This is a genomic window from Streptomyces sp. NPDC050161 (genome assembly GCF_044460025.1).
In the GTDB taxonomy this organism is placed as follows: Bacteria; Actinomycetota; Actinomycetes; order Streptomycetales; family Streptomycetaceae; genus Streptomyces.
The window spans coordinates 1-24571 of the sequence record NZ_JBITJM010000010.1 but is presented as its reverse complement, the minus strand read 5'-3'; the positions used below and the strand labels follow the sequence as shown (position 1 = coordinate 24571).

Below are 24571 nucleotides of genomic sequence, written 5' to 3'. Positions count from 1 at the left end.
CGCGCCGTCGGCGCCGCGTACGCCGGGCGCGTACCGCTGCCGTGCGCCCGGCGCCCGACGGGTGTCACGGCCGGAGCACGACCTTGCCCAGATTGCTGCGGGCCTCGATGATCGCGTGCGCCTTCGCCGCGTCGGCCAGCGGCAGTTCGGTGTGCACGGCCGCCCGCAGCCGACCGGAGCCGGCCAGCTCCCACAGCTGGGTGTGGTGCCGGTCGTACAGCTCACGGTGCGCGGTGGAGAAGTGCCGCATCGTCAGTCCGGTGAGGGTCTTGGACCCGGCGAGCAGCTCGTATGCCGGGACCGTGCCGCCGCCGGAGTTGAAGAAGATCAGACGGCCGCCGGTGGCCAGCGCGCCGAGTGCGCGCGGCAGCAGCTCGCCGCCCACGCCGTCCAGGACGATGTCAGCCGGCTCGCCCCAGGATGCCTGGTCGTACGTGACGACCTCGTCGGCGCCCAGTGCGCGGACGAAGTCCGCCTTGGCGTCGGAGCCGACGGCCGCCACCACGCGCGGCACGCCCCGGAGCTTGGCCAGCTGGACCGCGAGGTGTCCGGTGCCGCTGGCCGCGCCGGTGATCAGGACGGACTCGGTGCCGGTCGGCGCCGCGGTGTCGAGTGCGGCGAGCGCGACGTGCCCGCCGCGGACCAGGGCGACGGCCTGCACCGCGCTCGCGCCGTCGGGGATGTGGCTGGCCAGGAACGCCGGGGCGAGGGCGAGTTCGGCGTACGAGCCGGTGAGGGTGAGCGAGGTGACGCGGTCGCCGACGGCGAAGCCGGTGGTCTCCGGGCCGAGTGCGACGACCTCGCCGGCGATCTCGCCCCCGATGGTGCCGGGCAGCGGGTCGCCGCCGCCGTTGCCATCACCGCGCACCCGGCGCACGCACGGCAGCGTGACGCCGATCGCCGCCGTCCGCACGAGGAGTTCGCCGGGGCCGGGGACGGGCGGCTCGGCCTCTTCGATGCGCAGGACTTCGGGGCCGCCGTAGGTGTAATGCCGAATGCGCCGCATGGGCGGATACCTCCGGAAGGTTCGTTGGGGGCCCCAACGGTAATCGCTGTCCATGGGGACCGCCAACGGTTTTCCGTTGGGAGCCCCCATGGATTCTCGATAGCCTGGCGCCATGGCCGACACCCCGTACGCCCCCAGCCGTATCCGTGTGCTCCCCAGTTGGCTGCTGGGCCGTGCCGCCGCCCGCGGGCACCGGCTCGTCGCCGATGCGCTGGCCGCCGAAGGGATGCGGATGATGCATCACGCGGTGCTGTCGGCCGTCGCCGAGAGCGGCCCGGTCTCGCAGGCCGACCTGGGCCGCACGCTGGGCATCGACCCCAAGGACATGGTCGCCGTCGTCAACGACCTTCAGAAGGACGGTCTTGTCACCCGCAGCCCCGACGCCAGGGACCGGCGGAAGAACGCCGTCGAGATCTCCACCGAGGGGCGGCGCAGGCTGCGCCGTACGCAGAAGCTCGGCGATGAGGCCAACGCGGAACTGACCGCGGCCCTGACGCCGGACGAGCGCGCCCAGTTGGTCGCCCTGCTCACCCGGATCGTGCGGCCCGGGGAGGGCTGAAGATCACCCGGGGGGTGACCCCGGGGAGCGGGCCGTATGCGGGCCGGCGGCGCAGGGGGCGCGCGTTTCGCCGGCCGGCCCGCCGGTCCGTGTCGCGGGGGGCCTCAGGCCCGCCCTGCCGGGGCCGGCAGGGCGATCCGGTGCTCGCCCGCGTACACGTTCATGGAGGCGCCGCGCAGGAAGCCGACCAGCGTCAGGCCGGTTTCGGCGGCGAGATCGACGGCGAGCGAGGACGGGGCGGAGACGGCCGCGAGGACGGGGATGCCGGCCATCACCGCCTTCTGCGCCAGCTCGAAGGAGGCCCGCCCCGACACCATCAGCACGCTCGACGACAGCGGCAGCAGGCCCTGTTGCAGCGCCCGGCCGACGATCTTGTCGACGGCGTTGTGCCGCCCGACGTCCTCCCGTATGTCGAGCAGTTCACCGTCCGCGCTGAACAGCGCCGCCGCGTGCAGGCCCCCGGTCCGGTCGAAGACGCGCTGGGCGGCCCGGAGCCGGTCGGGGAGGACGCTCAGGGTCGCCGGGTCGATCCGGACCGGGGTGTCGTCGGAGGTGTCGAGCGCCCAGCGCGCCGTGGTGCGCACCGCGTCCAGGCTCGCCTTGCCGCACAGGCCGCAGGACGACGTGGTGTAGACGTTGCGCTCCAGGGTGATGTCGGGAACCGGCACGCCCGGCGCCAGGCGCACGTCGACGACGTTGTAGGTGTTCGCGCCGCCATCGGCCACGGCCAGCGGCGTTCCCTCGCTGCCGACGGCGCCCGCGCAGTAGACGATGTGCGCCAGCTCGTCGGCGGACGCCAGGACTCCCTCGCTGACGAGGAAGCCGGCGGCCAGCGCGAAGTCGTCACCCGGTGTGCGCATGGTGATGGCCAGGGGCTTGCCGCCCAGCCGTATCTCCATCGGCTCCTCGGCGACGAGCGTGTCCGGGCGGGTGGCGGTCTGCACCCCGTCGCGGATGCGGATGACGCGGCGTCGCTCGGTGACCCGTCCCATGTCTGATCAGTCCCGTCCTCACCGGTGCAGCTCGTCCGGTGCGCTCTGTGCGGCCGGCCGAAGCGGTTCCCGTGCGGGGGGCCGCCGGGGGCCACCGGACCGTGCTGCGGCCCTGTGGTCTCGGCCCTTGACGCTCTCATTGTCCTGTACGCGCCGGACGGGGCGGCGGGCGGCGCCATGAGCGGCGTGCGCCGGCGCTCCGGGCGGCCGACAAGGTGAGCAGGCATTGTCTACAGTATTCGCCCGCGACCGGCAAGGGGGTGGCGACGAGGGGTGCGGTGAAGGGCGGGTTTCGGTCAACTCCCGTGCTCAGGAACGGAGTTCATCAACGGAGTTCGTTCCCGCCGAAGGTCCCCGAGGCGTCGGAAGCGGCCCACTGCCGGGCCAGCGCTTCCCGGTCCAGCGCCGGCCAGTCCGGCGTCTCCAGGACCAGCCACCGGCCGAGCCGCCGGCCGAGCTCCACCATCGACCGGCCGGTCGCGCCGCGCCCGCTGCCGTACGCCGCCAGGGAACCGGGCCGCTCGCGGACGGTGTGCAGCACCCGCTCCAGCGCGGCGGCGTCCTGGAGCGCCTTGACCGCGCCGGCCCCCGTGTGCGGTCGTGCGACGGTGGCCGCGTCCCCGGCCAGCAGCAGCCTTCCGGAGACGTAGTCGGGCGCGGTGAAGTCGTAGAGCGGTTGGACGAAGCGTTCGGCGGCGGGTGTCAGGCGGATCAGTCCGCCCCAGTACGGGGGCAGCAACTCGTCGGCGACATGGCGCAGATGGGTGTGCAGCGCGTCGGAGAGAGTGCCGGGCGGCAGGCTGGTGGGGGTGTCCAGGCGGAGGTCGAGGCCAGGGGGCGGGGTGGTGTAGAGGACCCAGTTGGCGCGGTGGCCGCCCCGGCCGTCGGGAATGCGGTAGATGATGACGTGGCCGCCGGGGAAGACGGCATAGACACAGTCTTCCTCGGCCCAGCCGGAGGGCGGCATGCCGGGCTGGTCGAGGGTGGCGAGCAGTTCGCAGGGGACCGCGCCGCGCCAGGCCAGATAGCCGGCGTAGGCGGGCCGGACGCCGGGGAACGCCGCCTGCCGCACCGCCGAGCGGTAGCCGTCGGCGCCGATGACCAGGTCGTAGCGGTGGGTGTCGTCCGCGCCTTCGCCTTCGCAGCGCAGCGTGGCGCCATCGGCCGTCGCCGCGACCTCGCGCACCGTCGCCCCGGCGCGGAACGTGACGTCCGCCGGCAGCCGTCGTCGTAACTCCCGCCAGAGCGGCCCCCAGCAGGAGGAGCGGAACGGGAACGGCAGGGCGGCGATCTCGCGGCCGAACGGGGTGCGGCCGTCCCTGACGTACCAGCGACGGGTGGTCAGCCGGACCCACGGCATTGAGGCGTCGAGGTAGCCTGCGGCGGCCAGTTCGGCGTAGCGGTCGTTGTGCACCGCGACGCCGGCGCCGCGGTCGGCCAGTTGTCCGGCGGCCCGCTCGAAGACGGTGATCCGGCCGGCGCCCGCGCGGTGTGCGGCGAGCGCGGTCGCGCAGCCTGCGACGCTGCCGCCGACGATCGCGATATCGGCCCCCGCCGTCGTGAACCCGCTGTTGCGCATGGTTGTCGCCCTCTGCCGGGCGCCGGGGATCCGGCGCTTCCTGCCGACGGTGCCGCCGGCCCCAATGAGGTTCATTCTCCCCGCAGTTGGCGAGGGCGCGAGAGGGCCGGGGCGGCAGATCGGCGGTCGTCCTGCGCGGGGGAGGGGGAGTCGGTAGACTGTAGACGATAACCAATTGCCCATTGCGACAGCCCACGCGTGAGAGCCGTGAGCGATAGCCCATCGCACCGTGTTGTGCCGTTCCGTCGTCGCGCGGGCCGATGCCGTCGGTCCGCGGTCCTGTAGGTGCGTACGCTCCTGCAGACGTCCACAGAGGGGGATCTCGATGCTGTCCACCGGACTACCGCAGGGTGCCGTCCCGAAGCTCGAACGGCCGGGGCCGCTGCGTGAGCGGGTCTACGAAGCGCTGCTGGAGCTGATCACCACCCGCGCGCTGCGCCCGGGGCAGCATCTGGTCGAGAGTGAACTCGCCGGTCACCTGGGCGTGTCCCGGCAGCCGGTGCGCGAGGCGTTGCAGCGGCTGAACACCGACGGCTGGATCGATCTGCGGCCCGCGCAGGGCGCGTTCGTGCACGAGCCGACCGAGGAGGAGGCCGATCAGCTGCTGACGGTCCGTACGCTCCTGGAGGCCGAGGCGGCCGGTCTTGCCGCGGCGGCCAGCGGGTCCGCGGGCATCGCGGAACTGGAGGCGCTGTGCGCCACCGGCGAGCGCGCGGTGCACGACGACGACGTGGACGGCGCGGTCGCGGCCAACGCCGCCTTCCACGACAAGGTGATGGAACTCGCCGGCAACACCGTGCTCGCCGAACTGTCCGCGCAGGTCGGGAGACGGGTGCGGTGGTACTACACACCGGTGGCCAGACAGCGCGGCAAGCAGTCCTGGATCGAGCACCGGGAGCTGATCGACGCGATCGCCGACCGTGACGCGGCCCGCGCCGCGGCCGTCATGCGGACGCACACCGAACACACCCGCCGCACCTACCACGAACGCGCGCAGACCTGAGAACCGCGCCGCCCGGCTCCAGGCGGTCCGGTCCGCTCCCCGAGACGCACATCGGCGGCGTCCCGGTCGGCGGGTAATGTGCACCCGTTCACGCACCACCGATGACGAATGGCGAGAGGTACATGAGCGAAGGGACAGCAGCGGCGGCCGGCGACGCGGCCCGCGTCGCCGACGAAGCGGCCCGGGAGCGGCTGCTCCACCTGCGCAGCAGCATCGACAACCTCGACGCCGCGCTGGTGCATCTGCTCGCCGAGCGCTTCAAGTGCACCCAGCAGGTAGGCGAGTTGAAGGCCAGACACAGCCTGCCGCCCGCCGACCCGGCCCGTGAGGCGGCCCAGATCGAGCGGCTGCGCACCCTGGCGGCCGACGCCCGGCTCGACCCGGCCTTCGCCGAGAAGTTCCTGAACTTCATCATCAGCGAGGTCGTACGGCACCACCGGGCGATCGCCGACCGCACGCTGGAGGAGAACGGCACCCCGGAAGGCTGACGCGTACGGCAGGCCCTGCACAGCAGGCGAGGCGGGCGGCGCCGATGAGGCACCGTCCGCCTTCGTCATCCTGCCGGCCGCTGCCCGCCGCGGCCCGGCCGGCTCAGATCAGCTCACGGCTGATCGGCCGCGGATTGGGAAGCACCTTGCGCACCCGCGGCTTGCCCGGCTGCCGCAGCAGCAGCGCGCAGCCGGCCGCCAGCATGGAGATACCGCCGGCCAGCGCGTAGGCGCCGTCGTAGCCCCAGGCGTGCACCACCATCGACCCCAGGCCGCCGCCGAACAGCCCGCTGATCAGCTTGCCGCTGTAGACCAGGCCGTAGTTGCTGGCGTTGTAGTTCTCGCCGAAGTAGTCGGGGGTCAGCGCCGCGAACAGCGGGTAGAACGCGCCGCCGCCGAACCCCGAGAGGAAGGCGAAGACCAGGAACAGCCACTGGCTGTGGAGGGTGCCGGCCCAGATCACGCCGAACTGCGCGAGGCCCAGCACGACGATGACGAACACCAGCGTCGCCTTGCGGCCCCACAGGTCGGAGAGCCAGCCGACCACCCCGCGTCCGACGCCGTTGACGACGGACATCACACCCATCGACGAGGCGGCGACCAGCGGGCCGAAGCCGACCTCCTTCGCGAAGTCCACCTGGTAGGAGATCCCGAATATCGAGACACCCGCGGTCATCACGACCGTGACCCACATCAGCGGAAGCATGCCGCTGCGGAAGGCTTCCTTGGGCGTGTACTGCTTCGCCGCGGGAGGATTCTTCGCCAGGCTCGCCGCGCTCTTCTTGTTTCCGGCGAAATTCAGCGGGTCGATGTCGGCCGGCCACCAGTTCTTCGGCGGGTCCTTGAAGAACCAGGCGCAGATCGACACGACGATCAGTACGTATACGCCGATCAGATCCAGCACTTCGGTGAAATTGCTGGTGTCGAACGCGTAGTTGAAGATGAAGATGAACGGCAGCGCGCCGTAGGCGAATCCACCGTTGACGAATCCGGTCTTCGCGCCCCGCCGTTCCGGGAACCATTTGCCGACCATGTTGATGCAGGTGGCGTAGACCAGACCGGAACCCAGACCGCCGACCACACCGAACCCGCAGATCGCCAGGAAGACGTTGTCCAGGTGTGCGAGGGCGACGAAGCCGATGAGGCAGAGCGCCGCCCCGAGGTAGGTGGCCCGGCGGGCGGTGAGCAGGCCCCGCTCACGCAGCCAGCCGGCCGGGAAGGCGATGCCCGCCTGGAAGAAGATCCAGACGCTCAGGATCCAGAAGGTGTTGCTCTGCGACCAGCCGTGCGCGTGCGACAGGGTGTCCTCGGCTGAGCCGTACGCGTACTCGAAGACGCTGATCGCGATCATCGCGATCCACGGCAGGTACACCATGATTTTTCGGGAATGCCCGAGCAGATCCCGGTCGGTTTCCCCGATCCGGTAGACGCGCCCTTTGCTGTCCGTGACTTCCCGGAATGCGGCACCGCCGGCCGCATTCCGGTCGTTCGTTGTGCTCATGTGGTCCCCTTGGAATCGAAAGAACTCGGTCAGCGCCCCCTGTCCGAACCTTTTTCGCGCTCCAGGAGAGCGGGGTCAGGTCAGCAGCCCCGCAGCCCGTGCCCAGCGGTACTTCGCCCCGAGCGCCGCCACCGGCTTTTCGGTCGTGTACGGATACGCGACCACTCCGCGTTCGAAGAGATACGCGGCGGCCTCCTCCACCTCGGTGTCGCCGGCCAGCGACGCCACCACCGGCTTCTCGATGCCGCGCGCCCGGAACTCCTCGACCACCCGCGCCGTCAGCTTCGCGAAGGCCATCGGCGGCGTGACGATGGTGTGCCAGTAGCCGAGCACCAGCGCATGGATCCGCGGATCCTCCATGCCCAGCCGGATCGTCGCCTCGTACGTCGAGGGCGGCTCGCCGCCGGTGATGTCCACCGGGTTGCCCGCCGCGCCGAACGGCGGGATGAACTGCCGGAACGCGGCGTCCAGATCGTCGGGTATCTCCATCAGCCGCAGACCGTTGTCGACGATCGCGTCCGACAGCAGCACGCCGGAGCCCCCGGCGCCGGTGATCACCACGACGTTGTCGCCCTGCGGCGTGGGCAGCACCGGCAGCGCCCGCGCGTACTCCAGCATGTCGTTCAGCCCCGGTGCCCGGATGACACCCGCCTGCCGCAGGACGTCGTCGTACACCGCGTCGTCCCCGGCCAGCGCGCCGGTGTGCGAGCCCGCCGCCTTCGCGCCCGCGCTCGTGCGCCCCGCCTTCAGCACCACCACCGGCTTCTTGCGCACCGTCTCGCGGGCCGCCTCGACGAACGCCCGGCCGTCCTTGAGGTCTTCCAGGTGCATGGCGATGCACGTGGTGTGGTCGTCCTCGCCGAAGTAGGTGAGGAGGTCGTCCTCGTCCACGTCGGACTTGTTGCCGAGCCCCACGATCGCCGATACGCCGGTCCTGGTGGTCCTGGCGAAGCCCAGGATGGCCATCCCGATCCCGCCGGACTGCGAGGTCAGCGCCACCCCACCCTTGACGTCGTACGGCGTGCAGAACGTCGCGCACAGGTCGTGCCAGGTCGAGTAGTAGCCGTAGATGTTCGGCCCCAGCAGGCGTATGCCGTACTCCTCGCCGACCGCCACGATCCGTTCCTGGAGCGCGTGTTCGCCGGTCTCGGCGAAGCCGGACGGGATCAGCACCGCGTTCGGGACGCCCTTGCGGCCGGCCTCCTCCAGGGCTGCGGGGACGAACGCCGCGGGAATCGCGAACACCGCCACATCGACCTCGCCCGGCACATCCGCCACCGACTTGTACGCCTTGCGGCCGAGGATGTCGTCGGCCTTGGGGTTCACCGGATGGATCTCTCCGCCGAACCCGCCGTCGATGAGATTGCGCATCACCGAATTGCCGATCTTCCCCGGCTCGTTGGACGCGCCGATGACCGCCACCGACCGCGGACGCATCAGCCGCCGCATCGCGGTGAGGATCTCCTCCTTCCCGTAGCGCCGTCGCGCCACCGGTGCCTCCTGCGCCAGCAGGATCCGTACGTCGGCCGCCATCGCGCCGTCGTCGGCGGCGAACACCGGATTGAGGTCGACCTCCGCGATCTCCGGGAAGTCCGCGGCCAGTTGGGAGGTGCGCACGATGAGGTCGGTCAGCGCCGCACGGTCCACCGGAGGTGCGCCCCGTACCCCGCGCAGCACCTCGGCCGCCCGGATGCCGTCCAGCATCGACGCGGCGTCGTCCGCCGACGCGGGCGCCAGCCGGAAGGTGACGTCCTTGAGCACCTCCACCAGCACCCCGCCGAGACCGAAGGCCACGATCTTGCCGAACGTCGGGTCGGTCACCGCCCCGACGATCACCTCCTGCCCCTCGGGCACCATCTGCTGCACCTGCACCCCGCTGATCCGCGCCTGCGGGTCGTACACCTTGGCGTTCTGCACGATGGCGCAGAACGCGCCCCGGACCTCCGCGGCCGAGGCCAGCGCGACGCGCACCCCGCCCGCGTCCGTCTTGTGCAGGATGTCCGGCGACACGATCTTCAGCGCCACCGGGAAGCCGATCCGGTCGGCCAGCGCCACCGCCTCGTCCGCGGTCTCCGCCAGGCCCTCCGCCGGCGTCGGGATGCCGTACGCGTCCGCGACCAGCTTGCCCTCCGGTGCGGTCAGCGCCGCCCGGCCCTCGGCCCGCGCGGCTTCCAGCACCGCCTGCACGGCCTCTTTCCGATCAGCCATCAGATCACTCCGTTCGCCTTGAGCAGCCGCAGTTCCTCGCCGTCGAGCCCCAGCTCACCGGCGTACACCTCTTCGTTGTGCTCACCGAGCAGCGGAGAACGGTCGACGTCGACGGGCGAGTCGGACAGCTTCAGCGGCGAGCCGACGGTGGTGAATCTGCCGCGCTCGGGATGCTCGACCTGCACCACCATCTCGTTGGCGGCCAGCGAGGCGTCCTCGACGATCTCCTTCGTCGAGAGGATCGGGCCGCACGGTATGTTGTGCGCGTTCAGCTGCTCCAGCACCTCCCACTTGGGCAGTGTGCTGCTCCACTCCTCGATCAGCTGGAACATCTTGGAGAGCTTGGGCAGCCGGGCCTCGGGCGTCGCCCACTCCGGGTCGGCGGCCAGCTCGGGACGCCCGATCAGCGCGGTCAGCGGCTGCCAGCCCACCGGCTGCACGATCACATAGACGTAGTCGTTGGGGCCGCCCGGTGCGCAGCGGACCGCCCAGCCGGGCTGCCCGCCGCCGCTCGCGTTGCCACTGCGCGGCACCTCGTCCCCGAAGTCGTCGTTCGGGTACTCCGCCAACGGGCCGTGCGCGAGCCTCTGTTGGTCGCGCAGCTTGACCCGGCACAGGTTCAGCACGGCGTGCTGCATCGCGACGTTCACCCGCTGGCCGCGCCCGGTGTGCTCCCGCTGGTAGAGCGCCGCGAGGATGCCGGCCACGCAGTGCACACCGGTCCCCGAGTCGCCGATCTGCGCGCCGGTGGCCAGCGGCGGCCCCTCCTCGAAGCCGGTCGTCGCCATCGACCCGCCCATCGCCTGGGCCACCACCTCGTACGCCTTGAACTTGGTGTACGGGCCTTCGCCGAAGCCCTTGATGGAGGCGTAGACGATCCGCGGGTTGATCTCCTGGATGCGCTCCCAGGAGAACCCCATCCGGTCCACCGCACCGGGGCCGAAGTTCTCCACCAGGACGTCGCTGCGCCGGATCAGCTCGGTGAGGATCTCCTTGCCGCGCTCGCTCTTGGTGTTGAGGGTGATGCTGCGCTTGTTGCAGTTGAGCATCGTGAAGTAGAGGGAGTCGACGTCCGGGATGTCGCGCAGTTGCTTGCGCGTGATGTCACCGGTGGTCGCCTCCAGCTTGATGACGTCCGCACCGAGCCAGGCCAGCAGCTGGGTGGCCGACGGTCCTGACTGCACGTGCGTCATGTCGAGGACACGGACCCCGCTCAGGGCCTTGTCCCCCTCCGGGGCCTTGCTCATCTCCCGCTCCTTCCGGGTCACTTGTACATGGTCTGGTTCATGGTTCCGGGGGCGTACGCATCCGGATCCACCCAGACGTTGATCAGAGAGGGCTTGCCGGACTGCCGGGCCCGCTCCAGCGCCGGACGGATCTGCGCGGGGTCACGGACCTCCTCGCCGTACCCGCCGAGCATCCGCGCGAACTGGTCGTAGGGGACGTCCCCGAGGGTGTTGCCGATCCGCTCCCGCGCGTCGCCGTACTTGGCCTTCTGGCCGTAACGGATCTGGTTCATCGAGGAGTTGTTGCCGACGATCCCGACGAACGGCAGGTCGAAGCGGACCAGCGTCTCGAAGTCCCAGCCGGTGAGCGAGAACGCGCCGTCCCCGAAGAGCGCCACGACCTCCTTGTCGGGCCTGGCCTGCTTGGCTGCCATGACGAACGGCACGCCGACGCCGAGGGTGCCGAGCGGCCCCGGGTCCATCCAGTGTCCCGGCGACTTGGGCTGCACGACCTGCCCGGAGAAGGTGACGATGTCGCCGCCGTCACCGATGTAGATCGAGTCCTCGGTCAGGAAGTCGTTGATCTCGCTGACCAGGCGGTAGGGGTGGATCGGGTCGGCGTCCGAGCGCAGCTGCGGCAGCCGCTTCTCGATCGCCATCTGCTCGGCGGCCCGCAGTTCCTCGATCCACTCCTTGCGCGGGGTGGAAACGCCGGGCAGCTGCCCGGAAGCGGCCTGCGTCACCGCGGTGAGCACCAGGCTCGCGTCGCCCACGATCCCCAGGTCGACGTCGCGGTTCTTGCCGACCGTGCGGTAGTCCAGATCGATCTGGACGACGGTGGCCGAGGGGGACAGCCGCTTGCCGTACCCCATCCGGAAGTCGAAGGGCGTGCCGACGATCACGATGAGGTCGGCGTTCGAGAAGGCGTACCGGCGGGAGAGCTGGAAGTGGTGCGGGTCGCCGGGCGGCAGCGTGCCACGTCCTGCGCCGTTCATGTACGCGGGGACGTTCAGCGTCCGTACGAGTTCCGTGGCCGCGTCCGTCGCCCGGGTCGTCCACACCTGGCTGCCCAGCAGGATCGCCGGCCGCTCCGCGCGCACCAGCAGGTCGGCGAGCTGCTGGACGGCTTCCGGGTCACCTGCCGAGCGGGTCGAGGCGCGGTAGCGTCCGGCCTGCGGTATCCGGGCGTCCTCCCGCGGCACCTTCGCGTCCAGCACGTCCCGGGGGATCTCCAGGAACGAGGGCCCCGGCGCACCGTGGTAGCACTCGCGGAAGGCCATCGAGACCATGTCGGCCGCGCGGGCGGTGTCGGGCACGGTGGCGGAGAACTTGGTGATCGGCGCCATCATGTCGACGTGCGGCAGGTCCTGGAGCGAGCCCATCTTGTGCTGGGAGTGCGCTCCCTGACCGCCGATCAGCAGCATGGGGGACTCGGCGCGGAAGGCGTTGGCGACGCCGGTGACCGCGTCGGTGGTGCCGGGGCCCGCGGTGACCACCGCGCAGCCGGGCTTGCCGGTGATCCGGGCGTAGCCGTCGGCGGCATGGGCGGCGACCTGTTCATGGCGTACGTCCACCACCTCGATGCCCTCGTCGACGCAGCCGTCGTAGATGTCGATGATGTGGCCGCCGCAGAGGGTGTAGATGACGTCCACACCTTCGGCTTTGAGCGCTTTGGCGACCAAGTGCCCGCCGGAGATGAGGTCCTGGGCGTCCTCGGGCATGGGGCATCGCTTCCCTTCATGGGGGACCGGCCGGGCGGTCCCGAGCAGATTGCATACAGTCGACGAATACTGTATGGATCCCGTTATCCCGTATCCCCATCCCGATGTCCAGGGCCGTGGGAAGCGATCGAGCCAAGAAATCTGTGAAAGCCGACGGGGTGTCAGGCGCGGGAACCCGGCCGCTTCCAGGGCCTGTTGACCTCGGTGTCGGAGTGCGCCCGCCTCGTCACCGGCCCGTCGGACCGGCCGCCGTCACGGCGCGGCCCGGCGCCCGGTGGGGCCGCCGCGAGCCCGGGGCAGATACCTCGCCATCGGCCCGGCCGAGGGCGGAACGGACAGCGAAAAGCGGCCGAGACCCGGCCGAAAGTCGTCGGACGGCCCGCCCCCGCCCAACCGAGAGGCAGCCGCCGGGAACCTTTTCCCGCTCCTCCTCATCCGGGGCGGCCGTCCCCTCCAGGCGCCGGGTCAGCCGATGCCCTGACGATCGGGAAGCTCCGCGAACCGCCGCTCGGCCGCCGTCGGCGCCGTCCGCTCCACCGCCTGGACCACGAGGGCACGCTGCCGCCGCAGCGGCTCCCGGCGGTCGTCGGGCGCGAGCAGCAACAGGTCGTCGATCCCCGCCAGCAACCGCCGGGTGACCTGCGGCGAGTGCGCCGAGCACGCCCGGATCTCGGTGAGCCCCAGATCCACCAGATCCGTCCAGCCCGGAACGTTCTGCACCAGCCGCACCGCGCCCTTCCGGTCCCGGTGCCGCACCTGCCCGAGCGGCCGGTGCGCCAGCGCCGCCAGGATCTGCACGATCCGGTCCAGGCACTGCACGGCGGTCGTCGGATCGTTCACCGCAGGCGACAGGGCCCGCAGCGCGATGTCCGACAACTGCCGCAGCCCAAGACCCAGATCCTGATGGAAGGTGCGCTCCACGCCGACGGACACCGTGTACCCCAGCGCCCGCCGCGGCGGCATCGTCCCGCCGTGCACCGCCAGCACCGGCGTCCCCGGCATCACGAAATCCCCGACCCGGGGAATCAGCCGCAACACCACCCCCTGCCGCCGCGCGGCCCGCACCAGCCGCGCGACGTTCACATCGAGCAGCACCCCCGCCGGCCCCTGGTGCGCGACCCGCGCAGACTCGGCGACCGGCGGCCCCTCGTCCCCGCCTCCCGCCGGCTGCCGCGCCAGCATCCGCAACGTCTCCTCCGTGATCCGTTCCACGACAGGGCCGACCTGCATCAGCCGCAGCGTCGACGACACATACGCGATGAACAGCAGCAGGCTCAGACCGACCATCGCCATGGTCAGCACGCTCTGCACCAGCGGCACCGTGGTGACCTGCCGTGCGTTCGCCTCCCCCTCGTACGAGGTCAGCACCAGCAGCGAGAACAGGAACGTCGCCAGGAACACGGTGAGCGTCAGCTTGCTGATCCGGCTCCTGACGAAGATCCGCACCACCCGCGGCGTGAGCTGCCCGCTCGCCATCTGCACCGCGACCAGCGAGATGCTGAAGACCACACCGATGAAGGTCATCATCGCCGAGCTGACCGTCGTCACGATCGTCCTGGCGTCATCCGCGAACGCGACCAGATCCCGGACCGTGCCGTACTCCCGCTCCCGCTGCAACACCGAAATGATCTCGGCATCGAGCGCCGACGCCCCCCACCACAACAGCACCGCACACACCAGCCCCGCCGTGGGCGCGAACCAGAAGGTGTCCCGCAGATGCTCCCGCAACGGCGACAGCGCCCGCGGCCTGCGCGGCGACGTCGACCCTGGATGGATATATCCCTCATCACCCATATCGTGAGGCTATGCGCCGGACGGATACGCAGGTGAAAGGCACTCCGAAACCTTGGTATTGTTGTCCATGTCGCCGCGGGGAACACCCCGCGAAGACACACCCGGTCCGGGTGGCGGAATGGCAGACGCGCTAGCTTGAGGTGCTAGTGCCCTTTATCGGGCGTGGGGGTTCAAGTCCCCCCTCGGACACCAGCGAAGACCCCAGTTCATCTGGGGTTTTTCTGTTTCTCGGGCTGAGGTGTGACCAACCACGTGGCCAACAGTCGAGCCGAATCCCCTAGTCAGCCACGGATGACAGGGCGATCCGGCTGGCGCTCGAAGCAGTCGACTTCTTCGCCCTCTCAGCGCGATGCTTGCCGTACTGCGTCGTGGTGTAGCCCGCCGAGTGGTGCCGGGTGTTGGCCGAGCCCCCTAGCGGGTTCTCGTGGGCGTCCAGATCGTTCGTGATCTTCGACTTCCGCCAGTCGTGCGGCCGGAAGATCTCCGGCAGGTGTAGACGATTTCGTGCCGTCCGCCGACGGGCCGACACCTTCTCGGGGGCCTGTGGTCCGCCTGCCTCGCCTCGGTAGAGCTTGAAGCCGGCGCGAGCGAACACGAGCTCATGGTCCACCCAGAGATCGCCGAGCCGCTCCCACTCCGCGTCTTGGCGTTCCTCCTGCCGTGTGAGGACGTTTATCAGGGCTTGGTCTACGTAGATGATCGCGTTGTCGTCCCCGTCCCTGGTCAGCTTCCGCAGCCGGTAGGTGTTGCCTTCCTCGGCCACGACCCGGGCCAGTCCGATGGCGCACTCATCCCAGTGCACGAGTGACCACTTCCATCCCAGCGCTTCGCTACGGCGGTATGAGGTGGCCGCATAGGCGGTTCACAGCGGGGCGTCCCGAAGACAGTGCTGGGTCAGTCCGTCGTCGCACACTCGGTTGCCGCACGGCTTCCGTATCTCTCGGAGGATGCGCCGTCTGGTGTTCGTTGAGGGGCGGGAAGTCCGGCTGTGCTGCCTTTGATCTGCCGTTCCGTGGGTGGGTTCGCCGTGTGGGGCCGGGGTGACCGCGAGGAGTTTCCTCGGTCCCGTCACCGAGTCGAGCGCGGCCGACAAATTGTTGTGGATTCGGCGGACGCTCTTGAGGCCGAGAGGCTTGTTGCCGTTCGCCTCGATCGGCGTGCTTCCCAAGAGCTGATACAGCTCATCCAAACCGTTCGTCAGTCACTTCCACTACCTTCTCCCTGCCGATACGCGGCTTGATGCGCAGCCGGATCTTGGACTCGTACACCTCCTTCGTGGTGCCCTCGCCCCGATGTTTGGCAAGCCACCCGTCCACGAACTGCGCCATGGTCATGTCGGAGCGGGGTGTGAGGTGCCTGTCTCGTGGTCGATGTGCCACTTGCGCAACACCCGTTCCGCCTCGGCTTGTTCTTGTGTCCGTGCTCGCTCCAGTAGTGCTCCTTCTTGCCGTTGCCGGGTTGAAGTGCAGGGGCGTACGAACGCCCCAGGTGTTCGGTCGGCCCGTGCGCGAGATCTCCACCGGAGTCCCGCCGAGCCCGTTGCCGCGCTTTGCCACCCGGCTAGTTGCCCCTCGTTCTGTCCCAGTCGTTACGGCTATCGCACTTGTTCGACGCCCCCTTGGGGAGGCTGGCCATCTCACGCCGGAAGCTCTCGACCGCCTGTTGGCCAGCGGCCCTACCTCATCCCTCTCGCTCGCCTCCGGGGCTCGGCCGTAATGTACGCCGCTCCGCCGGGATCAGACGCCGCAGACGCCCGTTGTCAGGTGCGGCACCTACTGTGCGTCCATGAACGACAACCCACAGAAGCCGATTACGGCTCAGTGCTCAGCCCACCCCGAGGCCACGCAGAACGCAGCCTCTCCTGAGGGGCCGGGAGCCGATGCGAAGCCGAAGGGCATCGCGCTGTATCACGACATGCGGGTTGAAGAGGACTTCACCAAGTGCGCCACCCGACTCTTCGCGATCCTCAAGAAAGCCGCGGCAACGAGCCCCGGCGCCCCGCGCTACCTCTACCTCGACATCCAGGGGCACCGCAACGCCGCCGACGGCTACGACGCCGATGCCTTGGAGATCATCCGCGACTTCCTGCTGGGAGTCCTCAGCCCGTATCTCACAGAGATCAGCACACCGCTCTACCAGGCGAGGAACCCCGAGCCGCAACGTGAGGACATCCCTGACGCCCTGAACATACGAGACCCCGACCGTGAACACGCCTACGACCACCGTGAGCTGCGCGTACGCAATCGGGACAGCCACCCCGACCGGCGCCGGTCCAGACCCCCGGTCCGGGCCATCGCCGACTACCTCGGTCTCGATGAGCCGATCTGCCTGATCTGCTGGCAGGCGCCGGTGGAGAGAGCCCATGTAGTCCCGGAGTCGCTCGGCGGTTCCAACGATGTGCGCAACTTCGCTCTCCTCTGCCCGCGCCACCACCGTGAGGCGCCTGATGTTGCGGACGCCGAGGCGTTCTGGTCCTGGGTCGACTACGTCTGTGAACGCGACGGCCATATGAAGTGGGAGGGTGTGCAGCCGGAGATGCTGGCGAAGGCGGAATGCGTCGGCCTCCACATCGAGACGTCCGGACCGGTGCGGAAGAGCCTGCGTCATTTCGACCGAGTCCGTGACGAACTCGTGCGTCACTACGGCTGGTGCCCGGAGGACTTTGCCGGCGGCTACCACTGGGGAGCGCTGATGGAAGAGTTCCACACGGTGATGGACGCGGCGACCAGCACTCACTTCAACGTCGCCAAGAAGGCATCCACCGAGGCATGGGCCTTCGAAGTGGCTCGCAGACGCCTGAGAGACGGTACTGCGGAGCCCGAGGCCGGTGATGACCGGCCAGCGGTGTCGAGCCGTCCGTCGGTTGAGTTGGCGGAACGGACGGTGCGCAAGTCGCCTGACAACGGTGGCGCGCGGAGCCTGGTCGAGGCCGCAAGGCGGGCCGACATCGCGATCGAGGCGGCGGCACTCGTGCGCGACATCACCGGTTCGGCAGGGGTTTCCAGCGCCGAGGAGGTGCTGCGGGGCATCAAAGAGGAGGTGGCGGACCGCACCGCGCAATTCGAGCGGTTGGCTGATGAGTTGATGGGGCACACAGTCTGTCGTTACTGCGGTCACGCTATAGCCCGGATCGGGGCCGCTCCCTGGCGCCATATCGCTGCGGCGCCCATGTCCCGTGGCTGCCGGGCCGCCAGTTTCGACCGGGACGGCACTTGGGACGACTCCCTCGACCGAGCGTGGAAGGCGAGTCCGCCGAAGACGCATCGGTGAGCTGTCCGCAGATGACGGCAGGGCCGCGGCAGTGTGTCGTCGGAATTGTTGGGAGGCCCTTCTCTTCCTGCGTGCGCCAGTTCGTCGAGATCAGCGACGATCACCCGTCAAGGCATCCCGGGAACAGTGGAGCCGGTCCGTGGCGACGTGCTGGACTGCGCAGATGCTCAAGCACTGCGAGGCCCCGAACGAAGCCGGGATATGCCGCCGACTGGCCCGGCTTCCTGAGCTGGCAACAGGAGACAGACGTCGACATTTTCGAGGCCGTCGAGAAAGCCTGATCATGCGGGGCGGGACAGGATGGTTACGTGGCCCACGCATGACCAACGGCGCCCCCAACCCGCAGGAAACATCGGGAAAGAGATGGAGGTACACCCGCCGAAATGCCACCGATCGACGGGTGTTTACCCAGGTCAAGCCACTTATGGGCCGGTTCCCGAAGGGAGAGTTAAGCCCCCTCGGACACAGAGCAATCCCCACGATCTCCAGAAGATCGTGGGGATTTTTCGTTTCACGACCCCGGCGACGTAGGCACCGCCGCGTGCCCCGCCAGGACGCCGGTGCGTTTGCGTTGGACGAACCAGTAGTAGGCGAAGCCGCCGAGTGCCACGACGCCGATGAAGAGGAAGGCGCCCCAGCGCAGGTACCAGTGCTGGGGGCCGGTCGCGTTGTAGACGGCGGCGCGGGGCCAGGCGAGGTTGAGGGACATCGCGGCGCCCCACAGGACGGCGAGGATGTTGACCGGGAGGCCGAATCTGCCGAGGGAGAATTTTCCCTCGGCCGGTGTCCACCGGCCGCGCAGGCGTTTGACCAGCATCGGTACCGTCACCATCAGGTACGCCAGGTAGATCATGATGATCGCGATGCTGGTGATCACCGAGAAGATCTGCGGCTGGTTGACGTTGATCAGCAGGATGCAGACCGCCACCAGACCGATCACCACGGCGGGCAGTACCGGGGTCTGGAAGCGCGGGCTGACCTTGGCGAGCAGGGAGGCGGCGGGCAGGTTGTTGTCCCGAGCCATGGCGAACGCGAGGCGGATGCCGGCGGTGTGCACGGCCAGTTCGCAGACGGTGATCGCGATGACCACGCACCACAGCACGATCTGTCCCACCGTCGAGCCCAGCGCCGAGAGCACCACGAACTGCAGGCCGTCCACGGACAGTTGCTTGGAGTGCAGGTCCGGCACGGCCAGCAGCGCGAACAGCAGGATCAGGCCGCCGATGAGGAACGACGCGATCAGCGCGCGCAGGATCGCCCGGGGCGCGTTGCGGCCCGGGTCCTTGCACTCCTCACCGAGCGAGGACGCGGTGTCGAAGCCGTACATGACGTAGGCGGAGGCCAGGGACGCGGTCAGGAACGCGCTGAAGTAGCCGAAGTTCTGGCCGCTGCCCAGGCCGAAGGTCTCGGTGAGCGCCGCGGGGCTGCGGGTGATGTGTGCCGCGAGGAGGATGATCAGCAGGATGGCCGCGATGAGTTCGATGGCCACACCGGCGGAGTTGATCCGCGCCATCAGCTTCACGCCGAAGGCGTTGATCAGTGTGGTGAAGGTGATGAGGACGGTGCCCAGCAGGACGGCGTTGGCCGCCGTGTCCGTCCTGCCGCTGCCGTCGCCGATGAACTGGAACCACGACGAGATCTGCGGCAGCGTCACCTGGTAGGCGAGGGCCACGGCGGACAGCGAGACCATGGTGGCGGTGAGCATCATCCAGCCGCCGAGCCAGCCGACGTGCGGACCGCCGAGCCGCTTGGCCCAGTTGTAGATCGATCCGGCCACCGGATAGCGGGCGGCCAGCTCGCAGAAGCACAGCGCCACCGTCAGCTGGCCCAGGAAGACCATCGGCCAGGACCACCAGTACGCGGGACCGCCGTGGCTCACGCCGAAGTAGAACAGCTGGAAGGTGCCGGTGAGGATCGAGATGTAGCTGATGCCGGCGGCGAAGGTGTGGAAGTTGCCCAGGGTGCGCTTGAGTTCGGGCTTGTAGCCGAACTCGGTGAGCGAATCGTCGTCGTGACTGCCGTCCGCACGGGTGCCGGGGCGGGCCTGGCCCTCCTCGCTCACTCGAACCACCTCTGTGGCCGGGGCGCGGTATTGCGCCACACGTGCTTGGCCTCCTGGTATTCGGCGAGCCCCGCGGGCCCCAGCTCGCGTCCCACACCCGACTGCTTCATGCCGCCCCACTCGGCCTGCGGCACGTACGGGTGGAAGTCGTTGATCCAGACCGTTCCGGCGCGGATCCGGGCCGCGACCCGGTGGGCGCGCCCGCTGTCCTGCGTCCACACCGCAGCGGTCAGGCCGTACACCGTGTCGTTGGCGAGCCGGACCGCCTCGTTCTCGTCGCGGAACCGCTCGACGGTCAGCACAGGACCGAACGACTCGTCACGGATCACGGACATGTCAGGGGTGCACTCGTCCAGCACCGTCGGCAGGTAGTAGAAGCCGTCCCGCAGCGCCGGGTCGTCGGGCGCCGCCCCGCCGCACAGGAGTACCGCGCCCTCGGCCAGGCCGGCCGCCACATACGCCTCGACCTTGGCGCGGTGCGCGGCGGAGATCAGCGGGCCGGTGCGGGCGTTGTCGTCGAAGGGGCCGCCGAGCCGGATGCGCCGGGCGCGGGTCACCAGCTCGTCGACGAACGCGTCGTGCAGTTCGTCCTGGACGAGCAGCCTGGCACCGGCCGAGCAGACCTGTCCGGAGTGCAGGAAGATCGCCATCAGCGCGTAGTCCACCGCGGTGTCGAACTCGGCGTCCGCGAAGACGACGTTGGGGTTCTTGCCGCCCAGTTCGAGGGCGATCTTCTTCACGGTGGGCGCGGCGGCGGCCATGATGCGCCGCCCGGTGAGCAGCCCACCGGTGAACGACACCATGTCCACCCGCGGGTCCTCGGTGAGCGGCGCGCCCACCAACGGGCCGGTGCCGAGCACCAGGTTGGCGGCGCCGTCCGGCAGCCCCGCCTCGGCCAGCAGCCGCATCAGGTGGATCGCGGTGTGCGGGGTCAGCTCGCTGGGCTTCAGCACGAAGGTGTTGCCTGCCGCGAGGGCGGGCGCCACCTTCCAGGCGGTCTGGAGCAGCGGGTAGTTCCACGGCGTGATCAGCGAGCAGACGCCGACCGGCTCGTGCCGCACCGTGCTGTCGGTCTCGGCGGCGCCGGTGTCCACCACGCGGTCGGTGCCGCCGGCCGCCCCGAGATTGCCGAAGTAGCGGAAGCAGTTGGCGATGTCGTCCATGTCGTAGCCGCTCTCGACCAGCCGCTTGCCGGTGTCCAGCGACTCGGCGCGGGCCAGCGCGTCCTTGTCGCGCTCCAGCAGATCGGCGACCCGCAGCAGCAGCCGCCCGCGCTCGGCCGCCGGCGTCCAGGGCCAGGGCCCGTCGTCGAAGGCGACCCGCGCCGCGGCGACCGCCGCCGCCGCGTCCTTCGGCCCGCCTTCGTCGACGGTCGCGACCAAGGTGCCGTCCGCCGGGCAGCGGATCTCGCGCACCTGCCCGGCTGCCGCTGCGGTCCAGCGACCGTCGATGAACAGGTCCGGCATGGGAGTGCCTCCGGTCTCGGTCTCGTACGCGGTGCCCGCGGCGCTGCCGGCGGGGCGGGGCGCGACCGCGGCCTGCGGCGGGGGAGCGCACCCCGGTGACGCTCTCGGTACCGAGCGTAGGTGCGGCGGTGCGAGTCCGCACGGCACGTGCCGCCGGGGCCCGCGCCGCCGCCGGACGGGCCCCGGTACCCGCGCGGCGGACGCCGGGGGAGAATCGGGGCCATGTCCCCCGAGCCAGGCCACCCGCCCGTCCGCCACCCCGTGCCCGACGCCGCGGCCTATCTCACCGGCCGCTGGAGCATCGAGCGCACCGTCCGCGACGTGCGGTCCGGCGCCGCCGGCAGCTTCCGCGGCACGGCGGATTTCCGGCCCGACGCCGCGGGTGAGGTGCTGCTGCACGTCGAGGAGGGCGAGCTGACCTGGGCGGGGACGGCGCACCCCGCGTCGCGCACGCTGCGGCTGCGACCGCGTCCCGACGGCGGTGCCGAGGTGTCCTTCGCCGACGGCCGGCCCTTCCACGACCTGGATCTGCGCCGCGGCCGGTGGCACACCGTCCACCCCTGCGCGGCGGACCGCTACGACGGCACCTTCACCGTTGCCGGGCCGGACGAATGGCACCTGGAGTGGCGGGTCGGCGGCCCGGCCAAGGAGCAGCTGCTGCGGTCGGTGTACCGGCGGCTGTGAGACCGGGGGAGCGGTGCGCGGCGGGCGCATGGCGGGCCTGTCCGCGCTCAGCTCTTCTTCACCGCGCGCAGCGCGTACAGCATCGGGACGATCGGCTGCGACGGCGGCAGGCGCCACCAGCCGTTGTCGGACGGCACCATCGTGTCGAAGCGCTTCCAGGGCAGCAGCTCGGTCTCGCGCAGCACCTCGACCGAAAGGCCCGCCGCGACCACCGCCGACACCACCTCGCCGATGCCGTGCCGCCACTCGTAGCTGACCGTCGCCCCCTCGACCGGCGGCCCGTCGGTGTACGTGGCGGGTGTATCGCTCCTGATCGGCCCGCGGCCCGCCAAGTAGTCGTGGTGCAGCAGGAGTTGCTGCCGGTCGGGGTCGGGCGCCGGGCCGAAGGAGTCGAGCAGCGGGTGGAATTCCACGAGGTAGAACGTGCCGCCGGGGCGCAGCAGCGCGCTGACGACCGAGGCCCACGCGGTGAGGTCGGGGAGGTAGCAGAGCGCGCCCTTGCCGGTGTAGACCACGTCGAACCGCCGGTCGCCGAGCGCCTCCACGGCCCGGTGCACGTCGGAGTGGACGAACTCCATGTCCCGGCCGCCCTCGCGGGCCAGTCGCCGGGCCTCGGCGACCGCGGCTGCGGAGATGTCGAGCCCCACCGTGTGCGCGGCGCCGCGGTCGGCGAACGCCGCCGTCTCGGTGCCCAGGTGGCACTGGAGGTGCAGGACGTCCCGGCCTTCGAGGCTGCCGAGGTCGTCCCATTCGAAGGGCGCGAACCAGTCATCCGCGGTCCTGGTTCCGTCCAGTCCGTAGAACGCGCTGGCCACATGGACGGGGGTGCGCGCGTCCCAGTTGGCCTGATTGGCGCGCACCATCTCCTCGACGGTCGGTATGCCCCCGGCGGCCGGCTCACTCATCTCTGTGGTCATCCGTCCCTTCTACCGGTCGGACGCGGACCCCACCAGGGTTCCGGGGCAGCGGAGGGAACGGAGTGGCCGGTTCCGGCCAGCTGTGCGGGCGGGGGCGGTGACTGCGGGCGGGCGGTCGGCGGCCGGTGCCGCGGGACGTGCCAGGGGGACGCGCCGCTCCGTGTGCCGGGCCGCTCTTCCTTGCCGGGCCGTCACGGCGGGCATAATCTGACTCATTAGTAATTTTACCGAAAAGTAAGGTGATTTTCGTGACCGATGACGTCCGTGCCCGGCTGGCCGCACTGGACTTCGCCGGCGTCACTCCCGACGAGTTCGCCCGGATCGTCAAGGGGTTGAGCGCCCGGCAGATCACCGAGATCGCCACCGGCGACCTGCGGGCCAGGGTGCTCGGCGAGATCTTCGGGAGGATGGGCCGGCAGTTCCGGCCGGAGGCCGCCGGCTCGCTCAGCGCGCTGATCCGCTGGGAGATCACCGGCGAGTCCGAAGCGGTCTACGAGACGATCATCGCCGACGGCGGCTGCACGGTGCGGGAAGGCAGGTCGGCGGACCGGCCGCGGCTGACGCTGGCGATGGGCGACGCCGCGTTCCTCAAGCTGGTCTCCGGCAACGGCAATCCGGTGACGATGTTCCTCACCCGCAAGGTCAGGGCGACCGGCGACCTCGGCCTCGCCTCCGGCCTGAACCGCTACTTCGACATCCCCAAGGTCTGACGGCGGGCGCCGGGTGGCCGGCCCGGTTCTCCGTACGGATGCGGCCACGCGGCGGGCGCGCCGCCCGGGGTCGGGACGATTGCGACATGACGGTCCTTCACCCGTGCGGTACCGCGGTGTGCCGCACAATTGACTCCGCCGCCGACCTGCAACGACCGCCTTTTCGTAGGTATGTTGGGAGGCAGAGCCCGGCTCGGCCTCGGGTGGCGCACCGCTGTGGCCGCAGGCCCGTGCCGGTGATGCCGAAGCGACGGGAACGTATGCAATGAGCCAAGAATCACAGCCGCTGTCCGGCGTCGTCGATGTCAGCATTCCGAGCGTGGCGCGGATGTACGACTACTACCTCGGCGGCAAGGACAACTACGCGGTCGACCGCGAGGCGTGCGGGGAACTGGACAAGGTCGTCCCCAGCACCCAGGTGCTCGCCATCAACAACCGCCGCTTCCTCCAGCGTGCGGTGCGCTGGCTCGCCCAGGAACACGGCGTCCGGCAGTTCATCGACCACGGCTCAGGTCTGCCCACCCAGGACAACGTCCACCAGGTCGCCCAGGCCGTGAACCCGGATTCCCGCGTCGTCTACGTCGACAACGACCCGATCGTCCTGGCGCACGGCCGTGCGCTGCTGGAGGAGAACGAGAACACCGCCGTCATCCAGGCGGACATGCGCGACACCGACGGCATCTTCTCCAGCCCCGAGGTCGTCGGGCTCATCGACCGGGAGCAGCCCGTCGCCGCGCTGTTCGTCTCCGTGCTGCACTGCATCACCGACGAGGACGACCCCGGTGCCCTGCTGCGCCGGGTCGCCGACAAGCTGCCGTCCGGCAGTTTCCTGGTGGTGTGCCAGCTGGTCAGTGAGGACAAGGCGACCCGCGACTTCGTCACCGAGTTCATGCGGGTCAGCACGCAGGACCAGTGGGGCCGGGTGCGCAGGGAGCACGAACTCGCCGCGTACCTCGACGGATTCGAGATATTGGAGCCGGGTCTCGTCGAGGTCTCCACCTGGAAGCCGGACGGGAACATCGGCCCCAAGCAGGCCACCATGGAGTGGATCGAGTACGGCGGCGTGGTCCGCATCAACTAGGCACTGTTTCTCGGATCTCCTGGCGTGGGCGGGGTGTTGGGGTCAGGCTGGCTGTATGGGCCGTGGGGATTTGACGAATGCGGAGTGGGATCGGCTGGAGTCGTTCTTGCCTCGTGGTGGTGCGCGTGGGGGCCGGTGGAGTGATCACCGACGGGTGATCAACGGGGTGCTGTACCGCGTCCGGACGGGGGTGCAGTGGCGGGATCTGCCGGAGCGGTTCGGGCCGTGGGAGACGGTCTATAAGCGGCATCGTCGCTGGTCAGCGGATGGGACGTGGAAGATGCTGCTGTCTCGCGTCCAGGCA

21 protein-coding genes, 1 tRNA gene and 1 pseudogene are annotated in these 24571 nt (G+C 70.1%); 10 read left to right on the top strand and 13 right to left on the bottom strand.

Annotated features, from left to right (window positions below; all coding sequences use genetic code 11):
* Positions 1-64 precede the first annotated feature (64 nt).
* Positions 65-1006, bottom strand: coding sequence for a zinc-binding alcohol dehydrogenase family protein (locus tag ACIBK8_RS18220; RefSeq protein WP_399042862.1), 942 nt, complete (start codon positions 1004-1006; stop codon positions 65-67).
* A 112-nt stretch (positions 1007-1118) separates the two neighbouring features.
* Here ACIBK8_RS18220 and ACIBK8_RS18215 point away from each other — a divergent pair, with 112 nt between their 5' ends.
* Positions 1119-1565 (top strand): MarR family winged helix-turn-helix transcriptional regulator, encoded by a 447-nt coding sequence (locus tag ACIBK8_RS18215; protein ID WP_399042861.1) that lies wholly within the window; start codon positions 1119-1121, stop codon positions 1563-1565.
* A 104-nt stretch (positions 1566-1669) separates the two neighbouring features.
* Here the strand turns inward: ACIBK8_RS18215 and fdhD are convergent, their stop codons facing one another.
* Together fdhD and ACIBK8_RS18205 are read right to left on the bottom strand one after the other, a co-directional pair.
* The gene (gene fdhD / locus ACIBK8_RS18210; protein ID WP_399042860.1) at positions 1670-2557 is read right to left on the bottom strand and encodes a formate dehydrogenase accessory sulfurtransferase FdhD; all 888 of its coding nucleotides are present in this window, start codon (positions 2555-2557) and stop codon (positions 1670-1672) included.
* Positions 2558-2882: 325 nt separating this feature from the next.
* Positions 2883-4136: an FAD-dependent monooxygenase gene (locus tag ACIBK8_RS18205; protein WP_399042859.1), complete on the bottom strand. Its 1254-nt coding sequence runs from the start codon at positions 4134-4136 to the stop codon at positions 2883-2885.
* Positions 4137-4461: 325 nt separating this feature from the next.
* On the opposite strand from ACIBK8_RS18205, the gene ACIBK8_RS18200 reads away from it, so the two are divergent.
* Both ACIBK8_RS18200 and ACIBK8_RS18195 read left to right on the top strand, forming a co-directional pair.
* A complete protein-coding gene (locus ACIBK8_RS18200; RefSeq protein ID WP_399042857.1) occupies positions 4462-5139 on the top strand; it encodes a GntR family transcriptional regulator in 678 nt (225 codons plus the stop codon).
* Between the two features lie 122 nt (positions 5140-5261).
* Positions 5262-5627, top strand: coding sequence for a chorismate mutase (locus ACIBK8_RS18195; RefSeq protein WP_393681823.1), 366 nt, complete (start codon positions 5262-5264; stop codon positions 5625-5627).
* A 103-nt stretch (positions 5628-5730) separates the two neighbouring features.
* Here ACIBK8_RS18195 and ACIBK8_RS18190 read toward each other — a convergent pair whose 3' ends face one another.
* The 5 genes from ACIBK8_RS18190 to ACIBK8_RS18170 form a co-directional block, all read right to left on the bottom strand.
* On the bottom strand, positions 5731-7128 hold the full coding sequence (locus ACIBK8_RS18190; protein WP_399042856.1) for an OFA family MFS transporter: 1398 nt from the start codon (positions 7126-7128) through the stop codon (positions 5731-5733).
* A gap of 75 nt (positions 7129-7203) precedes the next feature.
* Positions 7204-9336 carry an acetate--CoA ligase family protein gene (locus tag ACIBK8_RS18185; protein ID WP_399042854.1) on the bottom strand — a complete coding sequence of 711 codons (2133 nt, stop codon included), beginning with the start codon at positions 9334-9336 and terminating at the stop codon, positions 7204-7206.
* The gene (frc, locus tag ACIBK8_RS18180; protein ID WP_393681819.1) at positions 9336-10583 is read right to left on the bottom strand and encodes a formyl-CoA transferase; all 1248 of its coding nucleotides are present in this window, start codon (positions 10581-10583) and stop codon (positions 9336-9338) included. Before frc ends, ACIBK8_RS18185 begins: the two co-directional genes overlap by 1 nt.
* Positions 10584-10600: 17 nt before the next feature.
* Positions 10601-12283 (bottom strand): thiamine pyrophosphate-binding protein, encoded by a 1683-nt coding sequence (locus ACIBK8_RS18175; protein ID WP_399042853.1) that lies wholly within the window; start codon positions 12281-12283, stop codon positions 10601-10603.
* A gap of 465 nt (positions 12284-12748) precedes the next feature.
* Positions 12749-14077, bottom strand: coding sequence for a DUF2254 domain-containing protein (locus ACIBK8_RS18170; RefSeq protein ID WP_399042852.1), 1329 nt, complete (start codon positions 14075-14077; stop codon positions 12749-12751).
* A gap of 104 nt (positions 14078-14181) precedes the next feature.
* On the opposite strand from ACIBK8_RS18170, the gene ACIBK8_RS18165 reads away from it, so the two are divergent.
* A tRNA-Leu gene (locus ACIBK8_RS18165) sits at positions 14182-14269 on the top strand.
* An 85-nt stretch (positions 14270-14354) separates the two neighbouring features.
* On the opposite strand, the gene ACIBK8_RS18160 is transcribed toward ACIBK8_RS18165, so the two are convergent.
* On the bottom strand, positions 14355-14879 hold the full coding sequence (locus ACIBK8_RS18160; RefSeq protein WP_399042851.1) for a hypothetical protein: 525 nt from the start codon (positions 14877-14879) through the stop codon (positions 14355-14357).
* 379 nt (positions 14880-15258) lie between these two features.
* Positions 15259-15411 carry a hypothetical protein gene (locus tag ACIBK8_RS18155; protein ID WP_399042850.1) on the bottom strand — a complete coding sequence of 51 codons (153 nt, stop codon included), beginning with the start codon at positions 15409-15411 and terminating at the stop codon, positions 15259-15261.
* A 451-nt stretch (positions 15412-15862) separates the two neighbouring features.
* Here ACIBK8_RS18155 and ACIBK8_RS18150 point away from each other — a divergent pair, with 451 nt between their 5' ends.
* Both ACIBK8_RS18150 and ACIBK8_RS18145 read left to right on the top strand, forming a co-directional pair.
* Complete coding sequence (locus ACIBK8_RS18150) at positions 15863-17347, top strand: HNH endonuclease (RefSeq protein ID WP_399042849.1); 1485 nt, start codon at positions 15863-15865, stop codon at positions 17345-17347.
* Between the two features lie 71 nt (positions 17348-17418).
* A pseudogene (locus tag ACIBK8_RS18145) lies at positions 17419-17628 on the top strand (hypothetical protein); the annotation flags it as partial.
* A gap of 230 nt (positions 17629-17858) precedes the next feature.
* Here the strand turns inward: ACIBK8_RS18145 and ACIBK8_RS18140 are convergent.
* Entirely contained in the window at positions 17859-19409 is a 1551-nt protein-coding gene (locus ACIBK8_RS18140; protein WP_399042848.1) for an APC family permease, read from the bottom strand.
* Positions 19406-20875: an aldehyde dehydrogenase family protein gene (locus ACIBK8_RS18135; RefSeq protein WP_393681813.1), complete on the bottom strand. Its 1470-nt coding sequence runs from the start codon at positions 20873-20875 to the stop codon at positions 19406-19408. Before ACIBK8_RS18135 ends, ACIBK8_RS18140 begins: the two co-directional genes overlap by 4 nt.
* A 222-nt stretch (positions 20876-21097) precedes the next feature.
* On the opposite strand from ACIBK8_RS18135, the gene ACIBK8_RS18130 reads away from it, so the two are divergent.
* Positions 21098-21559 carry a DUF6314 family protein gene (locus ACIBK8_RS18130; RefSeq protein WP_399042847.1) on the top strand — a complete coding sequence of 154 codons (462 nt, stop codon included), beginning with the start codon at positions 21098-21100 and terminating at the stop codon, positions 21557-21559.
* 47 nt (positions 21560-21606) lie between these two features.
* Here the strand turns inward: ACIBK8_RS18130 and ACIBK8_RS18125 are convergent, their stop codons facing one another.
* Positions 21607-22476 (bottom strand): class I SAM-dependent methyltransferase, encoded by an 870-nt coding sequence (locus ACIBK8_RS18125; protein WP_399042846.1) that lies wholly within the window; start codon positions 22474-22476, stop codon positions 21607-21609.
* A gap of 248 nt (positions 22477-22724) precedes the next feature.
* On the opposite strand from ACIBK8_RS18125, the gene ACIBK8_RS18120 reads away from it, so the two are divergent.
* From ACIBK8_RS18120 to ACIBK8_RS18110, 3 genes are all read left to right on the top strand, one after another.
* On the top strand, positions 22725-23186 hold the full coding sequence (locus tag ACIBK8_RS18120) for an SCP2 sterol-binding domain-containing protein (protein WP_399042845.1): 462 nt from the start codon (positions 22725-22727) through the stop codon (positions 23184-23186).
* Between the two features lie 265 nt (positions 23187-23451).
* Positions 23452-24267 carry an SAM-dependent methyltransferase gene (locus ACIBK8_RS18115; RefSeq protein WP_399042844.1) on the top strand — a complete coding sequence of 272 codons (816 nt, stop codon included), beginning with the start codon at positions 23452-23454 and terminating at the stop codon, positions 24265-24267.
* Between the two features lie 55 nt (positions 24268-24322).
* The coding region (locus ACIBK8_RS18110) for a transposase (RefSeq protein ID WP_399042843.1) at positions 24323-24571 on the top strand (249 nt) is incomplete at its 3' end.